The following is a 13,186-nucleotide window of genomic DNA, read 5'->3' on the forward strand; positions in this document are numbered from 1 at the left end:
CAGGCCCGGCCCGCTCAGCGGCGCGCGGTGTGTCTCCACCACAGCACGCCGGCGAACCCGAGCAGGATCAGCAGTGTCCCCGCGCCGAGGGCCAGCGGCCAGGTCCGCCCACCCGCTGCGCCGGCCTCTCCGGCAGCCGGACGGACCGCCGTGGGCGACACCGGGTCGACGGACTCCGTGGAGGGCGCGGCGGTGACAGTGGTGACCGTGGCCGGGTAGCGCAGGATCGTCGAGCGGGTGCCGGCTGGCTGACCGGCGGACTCGGAGACGGTCAGCAACGACCGGCCGTCGCGACTGTAGGTGATCGACTCGCCCTGGGGCTCGTCCGGCAAGCCGGTGATCCGCGGGGTGCCGGTGGTCAACGCGCGGACCACGTCGCCGTCGGGGACGTCGTACTCGAAGGCGTCGGCATAGCTGCGCAGCACCACCCGCCGTCCGTCCGGCGCGTTCGCCGCGCCGGTGATCACGCCGCGCCCCAGGAACGAGAACGGGTTGCTGGTCGTGGTCGAGGGCACCGTCACCTGGCCGAGCGCGGTCAGCGGCGTCGTCGCGTCCGGCCGCAACGCGGTGGCCGGCGCGTACAGGAAGACAGTGCCACTGCCGCCCTTGGTGACGATCAGCGGCCGATCGGACGCGTCGAGCAGCAGCGCCTCGGCGTCGTGCGGACGGTCCGGGTAGGTCATCCGGTGCAGCACCGGCTGCTTCGCCCCCGGTGCCAGCCGCCACACACCGACCGTCGTCCGGGTGCGGTCGTTGTCACCGATGTCGGCGACCCAGACGGTGCCGTCCCGGCCGATGGCCAGATCCTCGGTGTCGCGGGGCCGGGACGGAAAGGAGACGGTACGCACCACGGCGCAGCGCTGGTCGAGGTAGAAGATCCGGCGGCGGGCCTCGTCGTCGGCCCCGTCGTTGATCACCACGTACCCGTCGTCGGTGGCCACCATCCCGGAGATCTCGCGCAGCCGGTCGTCGCGCACCTGGCAGACCGGCGTCCCCGCTGCCGCGCCCGCCGTGGCAGCACCCGGCACCAGCACCACGGCCGGCGGCAGCACGCCCGCGAGCAACGCGGTCACCACCGCCCCGGCGCGAGCACGCCGCCCCCAGGTCAACCGTCCACGTACCCGCATCGCCCACCCTCCTCGTCGCAGCCGTGACCGGCCACCCGCCCATCCTGGCCGATCCCGGCCACGGTCGGCGCTCATCGGGGGGACGCGCCCGGACTCCTGGTCGATGTAGTGTCGCTCCGCCTGATCTTCACGCCGGGAGGTGGACATGTCCGTGAGCGACACCACGCCGGCCACCCGGTTCGCACGGCGGCTGCTGCGCCGCCTCGGCCGCCCGGCCAGAGGTTCCGCCGTCGCCTGGGTGCCGCTCGCCGCTGTCGTCTGCGGCCTCTTCAGCGGCGCACTGGCCAGCCGGGCCGCCTGGGAGACCTCCCGACCGCAACCCGACCGCGCCGAGGCCGCCGCCATCCTCACCGACGTCTTTCCCGGCCACGACCTCGGCGAGATCGACACCCCGCCGGCGCTCTTCGTCGTCTACGGGCACGCGCTGCGCCTGTCGACGGTCAAGACCCTGGTGCTCGGTGACGGTGGCGAGTACCAGGAGAGCGCCACCGGCGCCGGTGCCCTCGGCGCGCCACCGGTGCCCGCCGAGCAGATCGTCACGGTGGCCCGGGAGCGCCTGACCGGCACCGGCTGGCGGGTGTACGACCCACAGGTGTCCGACCGCGTGAGCTGCGCGGACAAGATGTGCGTCACCCCGCAGGCGGTCACCGACACCGCGCTGACCGCCCGACGTGGCGACACCATCCTGAACGCCTCGATCTCCTCGCAGACAGCCGTCGACGCCAGCTACCTCTCGGTCGAGCTGCACCGCGCGCCGCCGCCGCTGGTGGTCCCCGCCGGAGTGCTCGGCACGGTGCTGGGCGCGGTGGGCGGTTGGCTGGTCTTCGGGTGGGTCAGCCGACGCACCGAGGGACGTCGCAGCCGCGGCACCGTGAACGGTCTGATGGGTGTGGCCACGGTGCTGTGGTGGCTGCCGCTGCCGCTGAGCGTCCCGTCCCTGCTGTCGCACCACCTCGGCGAACCGCACCCGGCCTGGCACCCGTACTGGGAGTGGCTCGGCCAGCCGACCGCGTCGCTGTTCTTCCTGGTCGGCGCGGTGTGCGTGCTGCTGGCCCTGGGGCTGGCCGCGAGTACCCGCCGGAACACCACGTCCGAGGCCACCGCCGACTGACCGCCGAGGGTTACCTGTCGCTCCTCGGAACGGTACGGTCCGAGATGTCCACGGTCACGGCAGGCCCGGACGACGGCGCCCGGCCGGGCCCGACGCCCGACACCGCCAGGCCGGCCGGCCACGGAAGGGGCACCGGGTGCGGATCAGAGCGGGCTTGTGTGTCGCGGCACTCGTCGCGGCGGGACTGACGATCGGCACACCGGCCGCCGCCACACCGGCCGCCGCCCCGACGGCCGCCGCCACAGTGGTGCCGATCCAGGTCACCGGCGACCCGGCGACGCGGTTCAACCTGGTCCTGCTGGGCGACGGTTACACCGAGGCCGACCTGCCCACCTTCCGGGCACACGTGGACCGGCACCTCAACACCCTGTGGACGATCGAGCCGTTCAAGTCCTACCGCAGCTACTTCAACGTCTACACCGTGGAGATCGTCTCGGCGGAGTCCGGGGTGGACTGTGACCCCGGCCTGTCCGCGCCGCGACGCGACACCGCTCTGGGCATGGGCTTCTGGGGTGGTTGCAACCCGGCGAGCGTGCAACGTCTGCTCACCGTCGACGGTGTCGCCGCGAACGCGTACGCCGACCTGGCCGTCGGCACCAACCCCGGTAACCGGCAGTTGATCGCGCTGGCCAACAGCGACACCTACGGTGGGGCCGGCGGCAGCAACGCCACCGCCTCCGGCGGCAACGCGCTCTCCGCGCTGATCAGCCCGCACGAGCTGGGCCACTCGCTCGGTGGCTTGCAGGACGAGTACGACTACTACGGTCGTGGGGTGCCGGGCGACACCTACAGCGGGCCGGAACCGAGTTCGGTGCACCACACCGTGCTGACCGAGGGGCAGATGCGCGACACCCGGGCCAAGTGGTGGCGCTGGCTGGGTGAGCCGAGCGAGGCGGGCGGGACCATCGGCCGCTACGAGGGCGGCCTGTACCTCCAGCGTGGAGTGTGGCGACCGAGCCGGCACTCGATGATGAAGTCGCTGGGCTTCTACTTCGACCAGGTCGGCCGGGAGCGGATGACCGAACGGATCGCCGCCCGGGTCGGCATCGTGCAGGGCGGCACGGCCACCGATCAGGCGGTTGGCGCGGACCGACTGCTCTGGGTGGACACCCTGCACCCGGTGAGCCACGCGTTGACCGTGACGTGGTCCGTGGACGGCAGGGCGGTGCCCCGCACCGGCAACACCCGCCATCTGGACCTGCGGAAACTACGGCTGACTCCCGGCCGGCACACGGTGACCGCCACGGTGACCGACCCGACGGACTTCGTCCGCGACCCGGCGATCCGCAGCTCACCGGCGCTGACCCAGACCCGCACCTGGGCCGTGGACACCGCGGTGCGTACCCCGAGGGTGGATTCGCCGCTGGCGATCACCGCATCCACCGCGACCGACCGACCGGTCGGCGCGCAGGACGTGGTGTACGTGCGGACCAGCCAGCCCACCGATCGGGCGCCACAGGTGCGCTGGACGCTCGACGGCCGGCCGGTGGCCGACACCGGCACCGACCGGGACGTGGACCTCAGCGCCCTGCGCCTGGCGCGGGGCTCCCACCGGCTGACCGCCCGGGTCAGCGAGCCGGGCACCGGGAGGGCGGTGACCCGCACCTGGACGGTCGACGCGACCCGACCCGACGTGGTGTACGCCCTCTCCGAGCCGCTGCTCACCACGACGCGGCCCGGCGGACCCACCGAGTATGTGTTCAACGGCCCGTTCACCATGGGGTTGACCGGCACCGACGACGGCACCGGCCAGGTCACGTCGGAGTTCCGGCTCGACGGGGACGGGTGGCACAACTACTACGGCTGGCCCACCGACGCCCGGTCTCCGTTCCTGTTCACCGCCACCGGCACCGACGTGGACGGCCTGGTCTACGGCAACCTCGGCTCGGGCGGGCTGTCCGTGTCCCCGTTCGCCGAGCGGTCCCCCGGCTACGGGCGGCACCGGATCGAATACCGGGGCATCGACGCCGTCGGCAACATCGCGCCGGCCCGCGCTTTCGTGGCCACGCTGATCCCGCCGCCACCGGCCTGCACCACGGTGGTCACCGGCCGGCACGCCGGCCCGCTGACCGTCACCGCCGGTGTCACCTGCCTGCGCGCGGCCACCGTGACCGGCCCGGTCACCGTCGCGCCCGGCGCCGCCCTGGTCGCTCAGGGCTCCACGATCGGCGGGGACCTGACGGCGTCGGGCGCCAACGCCGTCGAGGTGCTGAACACCGAGGTACGCGGCGCGGCGGCGCTGACCGGCACCACCGACCACGTCACGATGGTGGGGGCCCGGGTGACCGGGTCGGTGGCGCTGACCGGTACCGCGTCGGCGCCCATCCTCGCCGGCGGCGAGGTCGGCGCGTTGGCCTGCTCGGGCGGCCCGGCCCTGGTCGACCTGGGGGCACCCACCAGGGTGCGCAAACCGTCCGCTGCTCAGTGCCGGCGCGCGTGACGGCATACCCGTCCCACGATCCGCGCAACTACCGGGACAGTGCTGCCTCCGCCATTGCGGAGGCAGCACTGTCCGGGAAACTGCCGAGTTCTTGACCGGCGGGCCGCCTGAGTGGGGCGCTGGCGGGTAGGCAGCGGCCCGGCGGCATGTCGACACCCGCCGGGTGGGAGGCTCAGATGAGCATGTACCGGGATGAACAGGGCGATACTTTCCCTCCGCCGGAGGCGGATGCCCAGGAGCAACGGCAGAGCGCCGTCGACTACGGGCCGCCGGACCGGGTGTCGGGTGACGTCGACCCCGAAGCGTCCGAGGCGGACCTGGCCGAGCAGGGCGCTCTTCCGGCGGGCACGCTGGAGGAGGTCACCTCGCTGCCCGCCGATGCCAACCCGGCGGATGCCCTCGAACAACTCCAGGAGATCCCCGGCCGCGACGAGGGCCGTCGGACGTGACGTCGTGAGGTTCCGTCGCGCTCAGCGGGTCCGGATCCCGTTCAGTACGACATCGAGGTAGTGGCGACCGGCTGCGGCTTGCTGTCGCGCGTCGGTGGCGGGATGCATCCGGGCCGAGAAGGCGACTCCACACATCAGTGGCGTCATGTCGGCGAGCGTGATGCCGGGCGCCAGCAGCCCTGCCGCCCTGACCCGTACGAACAGGTTGTCGAACAGCGAGGACAACTCGTCGAGCAGGCGCGCTGTGCCCGGCAGGGTGGCTGTGGGCGTGGACAGCACCGAGGACAGGGCGGCGTCGAGTAGCTGCGCGTCCACGACCCTGACCAGGAAATCACGGAAGGCGGCCCAGGGGTCGTCCTGCTGCACGGCCCGTTCGGCGGCCTGGATCAGCGCCTCAAGTCCGTCCACCGATACCGCCTCGATCAACGCCTGAGGCGTTGGGAAGTGTCGGTACACCGTGGCGACGCCGACGCCGGCCGCGCGTGCCACCTCGTTCAGCTGAATCGGGGTGCCGTCCGCGACCATCGTCCGGCCAATCTCGATGATTCGCTGGCGGTTGCGTACTGCGTCCTTACGAGGCGGCGGAGCGGTCACCCCTCCAGCATAAGCGGATAACAGCTCCACTTGCCCAGCCTGTGTCCGCAGCCCCCGAGCGGGCGGCTCACAGCAGTGAAACGGATGGGTCATCCGGTACGTGCTACAGTCGTCAAACGGATGATCCATCCGTTTCATCGTCCGCTCAGCTCGGGAGAGAACATGCAGATCCTCATCACCGGCGGCACCGGCTATCTGGGCTCGGTGCTCGTCGAACACTTCGTCGCCGCGGGCCACGACGTGGTAGCACTGAGCCGGTCCCCGCAATCAGCAGCCAAGACGACACAGGCGGGAGCGTCTCCCCTGCTCGGCGATCTGGCCGACACCGCGCTCCTGGAGAAGGCCGCGGCGGAAGCCGATGCGGTGGTGCACACCGCGGTCGACTACTTCGGTGGCGAGGACGCGATCAGGGCAGAGGCCGCTGCCGTGGAGGCGTTGACCCGTGGGGCGGGTGCGGCGGGAACCGGCAAGCCGTTCCTCTACACCAGCACGAACCTGGTCTACGGGCTCGACCCGACCCATTCCCGCGACGAAGACGCAGACCTGCCGGAGCCGGGCCTGCAGCCGTTCAAGCTCGTCGGCGAGCGGCTGGTGCGCGAGGCGGCGGGCCTGACCAGCATCATCATCCGCGCGGGTCTGGTCTACGGTCGCGGGGGTTCTCTGCTGCTGACCAGTCTGATCGGCGCCGCGACCCAGTCGGGCGCGGCCACCTACATCGGCGCCGGCGACAACGCGTGGACCCCGGTGCACGTGGACGACCTCGCCCGCCTGTATCTGACGGCGCTGGAGCGCCCGGTGGCGGGCACCTACAACGCGGCCGGACCGCAACAGTTCACCTTCCGCGAGCTTGCCGAGGCGATCGCGGATTTGACCGGAACCACCGCGACCTCGATCACCGCGGAACAGGCCGAGAGCGCCATGGGGCCGATGGCCGCGTTGCTCCGATCCTCGGCGCGCATCACCTCCCACAAGGCGCGCGACATGTTCGGCTGGAGCGCCAGCGGTCCCGCCCTGCCGGACGACGTGCGCTCCGGCTCCTACCGGGTCGTGAACCCGGCAGCCCCAGCCTGACCAGCGACACTCACCCCGCGACGACCTGCCAGAGCAGGAAGGCGTTCAACGCGACCACGAGCACCGCCACCAGGGACGCCGCGGCAGTGGTGAGCGGGTGGTTGACCAGGTTGCCCATCAGGTCGCGTCGGCGGGTGAAGGCGACCACCGGGATCAGCGCGAACGGGATGCCGAAGCTGAGGATGACCTGGGACAGCACGAGCGCCCGGGTCGGGTCGAGGCCGATGGCGAGCACGGCCAGCGCGGGCAACAGGGTGACCAGTCGGCGCAGCAGCAGCGGCACCCGCCGCCGCAGGAAGCCCTGCATGATCACCTCTCCGGCGTAGGTGCCGACGCTCGTGGAGGCGAGCCCCGAGACCAGCAGGGCGACGGCGAACCCGAACGCGGCGGCGGTCCCGATGGTCTGGCCGAGCCCGGCGTGCACCCCCTCCAGGCTGTCCGCGCCGCCCGGGCCGCCACCACGGAAGCTGGCCGCGGCGATCAGCAGCATGGCGAGGTTGACCGCGCCGGCTGCGCTCAGGGCGAGCAGCACGTCGGTGCGCTGGCCGCGGAACAGGATCCGACGCTCGCTGTCGTCGGCGGCGGGGATGCGGTCGCGGGTGAGCGCGGAGTGCACGTAGATGACGTGCGGCATGACTGTCGCGCCGAGAATGCCGGCGGCCAACAGCACGCTGTCAGTGCCCTGCAGGCGCGGCACCATGCCGGCCATGGCCGAGCCGGGATCGGAGCCGGAGGCCAGCAGGTTGGCGGCGAACGCCAGCACGATCACCCCGAGCAGGACGGCGATGGCGACCTCGAAGGCGCGGTACCCGCGCGAGCGCAGGGCGAGCACGGCGAAGGCGGCCGTGCCGATGATGATCCCGCCGGGCAGCAGGGGAATGCCGAAGAGCAGGTACAGGGCGACCGCGCCACCGATCACCTCGGCCAGGTCGGTGGCCATGGCCACCAACTCGGCCTGCACCCACATCACCCGGTTCACCGGCCGGGGCAGGCGTTCCCGGCACAGCTCGGGCAGGCTGCGCCCGGTGGCCAGACCGAGCTTCGCGGTGAGCGTCTGCACCAGCATCGCCATCAGGTTCGCCACCACCACGACCCAGACCAGCAGGTAGCCGTAGCGGGCCCCGGCGGCGGAGTTGGTGGCGAAGTTGCCGGGGTCGACGTACGCGACGGCGGCGACGAACGCCGGGCCGAGCAGGATCAACCGCCCGCGTACGCGGCCCCGGGCGCGAGCGGCCTGCAGCGGAGTCGCCCTCGACGTCGTCAGTTCGTTGGTGACCATCGAACACCTCCCGTCCACGCGGATCGCTGCCGGTCCCTTCCCCGCGGGCTGACCCCGGGGTGCCAACCGGTGGCCTGCCGGTGCCACCGTGGTCGGCCCGTTCGGCAGGACTCGACGGGCCCGTCGGCCAGCAACGCGGCGCGCCGGGCTCGAACAGAACGCGGCGCGCCGGGCGAGACGCGCCGGGCCCGAACAGAACGTGCCCCTTCGGGCTTGACAGCCGATGAGCCACCGATGAAGCTGTCTATTAGTCCTACTGTCGTAGGACAACAGGAAGGGTCATCGGTAGTGATCGAGTTCGTACTGGACAGCCGGTCGAAGGTGAACACCTACATGCAGCTCGTGCAGCAGGTGAAACAGGCGCTACGGGTTGGCCTGCTGACGCCGGGCGACCAGTTGCCGAAGGTTCGGGACGTCGCGCAATCCCTGGCGATCAACCCGAACACGGTGCTGAAGGCGTACCGGGAGTTGGAGATCGAGGGTCTGGTCGGCGGCCGACCCGGGGTGGGCACGTTCGTCCAGCGCACGCTGGCCAGCGCGTCCCTGCCCAACCAGGCCGAGCTGCGCGACGACCTGGTCGCCTGGCTGCACCGGGCGCAAACTGCCGGCCTCACGGCGGAGGACGTCATCGCCCTGGTGGAGACGACGCTGCGCGCCACCCTCGCCGACGACGCCCCGCAGAAGGAGCCCGCCTGAGCGAGCAGGGCGAACGAAGCATCAGACACTCGCGCGACCGCGCGGCGGTGGCGTGAACGGAACGAGAGGACAAGGGATGGACATGGTCTTGGAAGCAGACCGGCTCGGCAAACGGTATGGCAGCACCTGGGCGTTGCGGGACTGCTCGCTACATCTGCCGGCCGGCCGGATCGCCGCGCTGGTCGGGCCGAACGGCGCGGGCAAGAGCACGCTGCTGCACCTGGCCGTCGGGCTGCTCAAGCCCGACGCCGGGGCGGTCCGGGTGTTCGGTCGTTCCCCGTACGGCGACACCGAGGGCCTGGCCGACATCGGCTTCGTCGCCCAGGACACCCCGCTGTACCGGGACTTCACGGCGTCCGAGTTGGTCATCGCCGGCGGCAAGCTGAACAAGCGGTGGGACGCGACGTTGGCCCGAACGCGGCTGGCGCAGCTCGGCATCCCACCGGACAAGCCGGTCGGCAAGCTCTCCGGTGGTCAACGGGCCCAGGTCGCGTTGGCGCTGGCGCTGGCGAAGCAGCCGCGGCTGCTGCTGCTCGACGAGCCGGTCGCCAGCCTCGACCCGCTGGCTCGACGGGAGTTCCTCCAGTCGTTGATGGGCAGCGTGGCGGAGTCGGGCACCACCGTCCTGCTCTCCTCGCACCTGCTGGCCGACCTGGAACGGGTCTGCGACTACCTGATCGTGCTGAACGCCTCCCAGGTGCAGCTCACCGGCGCGGTCGACGACCTGGTCGCCGAGCACCGGCAGCTCGTCGGGCCACGACACGACGGCGGCGTCATCGGGGGCGTCGCCGCAGTGGTCCGGACCAGCCACACCGACCGGCAGTCCACGTTGCTGGTCCGCACCGACGGCCCGGTCACCGATCCGGCGTGGACGGTCCGCGACGTGAGCCTGGAGGACGTCGTGCTGGCGTACCTGGCCGACGGCACCACGCGGACCAGTCACAGCGAGTGGGGGGTGGCGGCATGATCTGGTTGACCTGGCGGCAACACCGCAAGCAGACGTTCTACACGCTGCTGGCGCTCGCGGCGCTCGCCGCCCTGCTGGTGCCGATCGGCATCGCGATGCGGCACACCTTCGCCGACCTCGGGCTGGCGGACTGCGCCAGCCAACTCGCCCGCGCCGACGTGGCGCAGGCGACCCGGGAGACGTGCGATGCGGGCTATCGGCGCTTCGCCAACCAGTACGGCAACCTCAGTCTGGTAGCCGTACTGCTGATCACCCTGCCGGCGCTGGTCGGCCTCTTCTGGGGTGCGCCGCTGGTCGCCCGCGAGGTGGAGCAGGGCACGCACCGGTTCGTCTGGACCCAGGGCGTCGGCCGGACCCGCTGGGCCCTGGTGAAGTTCGGTCTGGCGAGCGGGTCCGCCCTGATCCTCGCGACGGTCTACGGGCTGGGCATGTCGTGGTGGGTCGACCCGCTCACCAGGGCCGCGCACGAGGGCCGGTTCGGCATGATCGTCTTCGATCTGCAGGGCATCGTCCCCATCGGGTACACCCTCTTCGCCGTGGCGCTGGGCGTCTTCGCCGGCACCGTCTGGAAGCGGATGCTGCCCGCCATGGGCATCACCCTCGCCGGGTACGTCGGCGTACGGGCGGCGGTGGAGCTGCTGGCCCGACGGCACTATCAGGCACCCCGGACCCAGACCTTCTCGATCGAGGGGGAAGGGCCACCGGAGGTCAGCCGGGGCGACTGGGTCCTCGCGCAGGGCATCCGGAACCCGGACGGCACGATGATGGCGGAGGGTGCCCGGATCCAGTGCCCACCCGGCGGTAAGGGGCCGGACGGTCGGGTCTGCGGCGCCGAGTTGGGCCTCGAACCCGGCGCGTACAACTGGCAGCTCTACCAGCCGGCGGACCGGTTCTGGCTGTTCCAGAGCATCGAGACGGGCATCTTCGTCGCCCTGGCCGTGCTCCTGCTCTACCTGGCGGTGCGACGGATCCGCCGGATCGCATAGGTGGCGACGGGTGCTCGTCGGGGGGCGGGGGCCTCGGCGATCACCCGTCAGCACACGCCCTCGACGGTCAGCGACAGCCAGGACGCCAGGTCGTGCAGCTCCTCGCGCAGAGCCCGGGTCACCTCCGGGGTGAAGGGAACGTCCTGGTGGACGGCGTGCACGGTGAGCGTGCCGCGCCGCCGGTCGGCAGTGGCGTCCACCTTCCCGACCAGCCGGTCGCCGTGCAGGATCGGCAGCGCGAAGTAGCCCCACCGTCGACTCGCCCTGGGCTTGTACATCTCCAGCACGTACTCGTACTCGAAGAGGTCAGCGAGGCGGACCCGGTCGTGCACCAGCCGGTCGAACGGTGACAACAGCGCCGTACGCCCGGTGAAGGGTTGCCCGAGCGCGGCCGGATCCACCCGCCACTCCCCCGCGACGCCCTCGATCACCGCCGGCTCCCCCGCGTCACCGACCTCGGCGGGCTCGCCGGGAACGATGACTGCCTTCGGCCGGGCGATGCCCAACGCCCGCAGCCGTCGCTCGTTGCGAAGCCGGCGCGCCTGCTCCAGCTCGATGACGGACACCCCGGACGGATAGACCCGCTCGGCGACGTCCCAGAGCCGCTGTCGCCCCTGGCGGCCCGCGATCGCGACCTCACCGCGCAGCACCAGGAACTCCAGCATCTGGGTGACGTTGCGGTTGTTCGTCCAACCGGAGGACGGCCAGGGCACGACGCAGGTGTCCGGGATGTCCCGGGAGAGCAGTGGGCCACCTCGGCCGAGCAGGTCGAGCACGTCGCGCCGGAACGAGTCGTTGGCGCGCAGCCACTCGCGGTGGCGCTCATGGCCGGGCGAGGCCGCCATCTCGGCGAGGAAGAGCCCCAGGTCGTCCATCGGTCGCACCATCGCGTGGTGCTCGAAGAGCGTCCGGTCCCGTTCGAGGGCCTCGCGCATGTGCGCTGGCTGGTACGACGAGCCGAGCCGGCTCCAGCAGACGAGGTCGGCGCTGGGCGCGACGGCGGCGGTCGGGTCGATCTGCACCAGCGTCAACTGGCGGACCACGGTCAGCAGGTCGGTCGGACGCGGAGCGGCCAGCAGCTGGGCCCGGATGGCGATCCGTCGCGCCTGGGCCCGATCGATTTGGTGGACGACCACGCCGCCGAGCGTAACGACGACCACCGACACGAATTCGTCGGTGGCTACACCGGTTCGGCGGAATTCACCTGGCCCGCGACGCCGACGTTCAACGGATCGGCCAGGAGTTTGTCGAACGCCAACTCGGCGGCGCCGATCAGGACGGCGTCGCGGCCGAGCGCCGCCGCGCGCAACCGCAGGTGCTCGCGGGAGGCGGGCAGTGGCATGGTGTCGAGCCGGTCCCGGACCACGTCCGCACCGGCGGCGAAGATGTCACGCAGCGAGCCACCGAACACCACGGCGTCCGGGTTGACCACGTTGACCAGGTTCGCCACGCCGAAGCCGAGCCAGTCCGCCACCTGCTCGACCGCCGCACGGGCGGTGGGGTCGCCGGCCGCCGAGGCGCGCAGGACCTCGGCCACCGCCGCGCGGTCGCTCGGATCACGGCCGGCGTGCCGCAACAGCGCGGCTTCGGAGATCTCGGTTTCCCAGCAGCCGCGTGAGCCGCAGCCGCAGGGCAGGCCGTTGGGGTTGACGACCATGTGGCCGACCTTGCCGCTGTGGCCCCGGTGGCCGATCACCAGTCGGCCACCGACGATGATGCCGGCGCTGATGCCCAGGTCTCCGTGCAGGTAGATGACATCGTCGATGCCGACCGCGACGCCCCTGGCGTGCTCGGCCAGGCCGGCGATGTCGGCCAGGTCGCCGGCGACGAAACCAGGGTCGCTGCTGAACTCCGCCTCCAGCGCGACGCCGAGGGTTTCGTCGATGCTGGCGATCCGGAGCCTGCCGTCCGGGTCACGGGTGGTGTCGGTGACCGCCGCCGCGCCGCCGACCAGCAGGCCGTCGCCGGCCACGGAACGTTCCATGTCACGGACCAGATCGCCGAGGGGGCCGACGGCGTCGATCGCCGACATGCCGCTGGGGCGAGGGATCTCCCGCAGATCGAGGATCTGCCCGCCCAGGCCGACCCGGGCGGCACGCAGCCGGTCCGCGTCGATGCTCAGCGCGTGCGCGTAGACCCGGTCGGAACGAGGGCTGACCACGAGTGAGGGTCGGCCGGCGCGGCGGGTGGTGGCCGGCGCCTCCTCGGTGACCAGACCGCTGGTGACCAGGTCGGCAGCCAGAGCGCCGATGGTGCTTCGGTTGAGGCCGAGCCGGCTGGTCAGCTCGGCGCGGGATGTCGGCCCGTGCAGGTGGACGTAGCGCAGCACAGCGCCGAGGTTCTGCCGCCGGATCTCCTCCTGGCTGGCGCCGGGGAGCGCCGGCAGCGGGGATTCCGTGTTGCGGCCGACGCCGGCTGGCCTGGCCCGTACTGGTGTCGCCACGGTCAGACCTCCTTCCGGGTCCA

12 protein-coding genes are annotated in these 13,186 nt (G+C 71.9%); 7 read left to right on the forward strand and 5 right to left on the reverse strand.

Annotated features, from left to right (window positions below):
• Positions 1 to 14: 14 nt before the first annotated feature.
• Positions 15 to 1,127, reverse strand: coding sequence for an NHL repeat-containing protein (locus ACZ6NZ_RS11425; RefSeq protein ID WP_465857974.1), 1,113 nt, complete (start codon positions 1,125 to 1,127; stop codon positions 15 to 17).
• A gap of 151 nt (positions 1,128 to 1,278) precedes the next feature.
• On the opposite strand from ACZ6NZ_RS11425, the gene ACZ6NZ_RS11430 reads away from it, so the two are divergent.
• From ACZ6NZ_RS11430 to ACZ6NZ_RS11440, 3 genes are all read left to right on the forward strand, one after another.
• Complete coding sequence (locus ACZ6NZ_RS11430) at positions 1,279 to 2,238, forward strand: hypothetical protein (protein ID WP_465857976.1); 960 nt, start codon at positions 1,279 to 1,281, stop codon at positions 2,236 to 2,238.
• 136 nt (positions 2,239 to 2,374) lie between these two features.
• The gene (locus tag ACZ6NZ_RS11435) at positions 2,375 to 4,678 is read left to right on the forward strand and encodes a M64 family metallopeptidase (RefSeq protein WP_465857978.1); all 2,304 of its coding nucleotides are present in this window, start codon (positions 2,375 to 2,377) and stop codon (positions 4,676 to 4,678) included.
• Positions 4,679 to 4,854: 176 nt separating this feature from the next.
• The gene (locus ACZ6NZ_RS11440; RefSeq protein WP_465857980.1) at positions 4,855 to 5,127 is read left to right on the forward strand and encodes a hypothetical protein; all 273 of its coding nucleotides are present in this window, start codon (positions 4,855 to 4,857) and stop codon (positions 5,125 to 5,127) included.
• Between the two features lie 21 nt (positions 5,128 to 5,148).
• Here the strand turns inward: ACZ6NZ_RS11440 and ACZ6NZ_RS11445 are convergent, their stop codons facing one another.
• Positions 5,149 to 5,721: a TetR/AcrR family transcriptional regulator gene (locus ACZ6NZ_RS11445; protein WP_465857982.1), complete on the reverse strand. Its 573-nt coding sequence runs from the start codon at positions 5,719 to 5,721 to the stop codon at positions 5,149 to 5,151.
• Between the two features lie 162 nt (positions 5,722 to 5,883).
• Between ACZ6NZ_RS11445 and ACZ6NZ_RS11450 the strand changes: the two genes are divergently transcribed.
• Positions 5,884 to 6,792: an NAD-dependent epimerase/dehydratase family protein gene (locus ACZ6NZ_RS11450; RefSeq protein WP_465857984.1), complete on the forward strand. Its 909-nt coding sequence runs from the start codon at positions 5,884 to 5,886 to the stop codon at positions 6,790 to 6,792.
• 10 nt (positions 6,793 to 6,802) lie between these two features.
• On the opposite strand, the gene ACZ6NZ_RS11455 is transcribed toward ACZ6NZ_RS11450, so the two are convergent.
• On the reverse strand, positions 6,803 to 8,071 hold the full coding sequence (locus ACZ6NZ_RS11455; protein WP_465857986.1) for an Nramp family divalent metal transporter: 1,269 nt from the start codon (positions 8,069 to 8,071) through the stop codon (positions 6,803 to 6,805).
• A 288-nt stretch (positions 8,072 to 8,359) separates the two neighbouring features.
• Here ACZ6NZ_RS11455 and ACZ6NZ_RS11460 point away from each other — a divergent pair, with 288 nt between their 5' ends.
• The 3 genes from ACZ6NZ_RS11460 (at position 8,360) to ACZ6NZ_RS11470 (ending at position 10,720) form a co-directional block, all read left to right on the forward strand.
• The gene (locus tag ACZ6NZ_RS11460; protein ID WP_465857988.1) at positions 8,360 to 8,767 is read left to right on the forward strand and encodes a GntR family transcriptional regulator; all 408 of its coding nucleotides are present in this window, start codon (positions 8,360 to 8,362) and stop codon (positions 8,765 to 8,767) included.
• A gap of 76 nt (positions 8,768 to 8,843) precedes the next feature.
• Positions 8,844 to 9,734, forward strand: a complete 891-nt coding sequence (locus ACZ6NZ_RS11465; RefSeq protein ID WP_465857990.1) for an ABC transporter ATP-binding protein — start codon at positions 8,844 to 8,846, stop codon at positions 9,732 to 9,734.
• On the forward strand, positions 9,731 to 10,720 hold the full coding sequence (locus ACZ6NZ_RS11470; RefSeq protein WP_465857992.1) for an ABC transporter permease: 990 nt from the start codon (positions 9,731 to 9,733) through the stop codon (positions 10,718 to 10,720). Before ACZ6NZ_RS11465 ends, ACZ6NZ_RS11470 begins: the two co-directional genes overlap by 4 nt.
• A 47-nt stretch (positions 10,721 to 10,767) precedes the next feature.
• On the opposite strand, the gene ACZ6NZ_RS11475 is transcribed toward ACZ6NZ_RS11470, so the two are convergent.
• Complete coding sequence (locus tag ACZ6NZ_RS11475) at positions 10,768 to 11,856, reverse strand: DNA glycosylase AlkZ-like family protein (RefSeq protein ID WP_465857994.1); 1,089 nt, start codon at positions 11,854 to 11,856, stop codon at positions 10,768 to 10,770.
• 44 nt (positions 11,857 to 11,900) lie between these two features.
• Positions 11,901 to 13,106: an ROK family transcriptional regulator gene (locus ACZ6NZ_RS11480; protein WP_366611632.1), complete on the reverse strand. Its 1,206-nt coding sequence runs from the start codon at positions 13,104 to 13,106 to the stop codon at positions 11,901 to 11,903.
• Positions 13,107 to 13,186 lie beyond the last annotated feature (80 nt).

It is taken from the genome of Micromonospora sp. NPDC047756, from assembly GCF_055587245.1.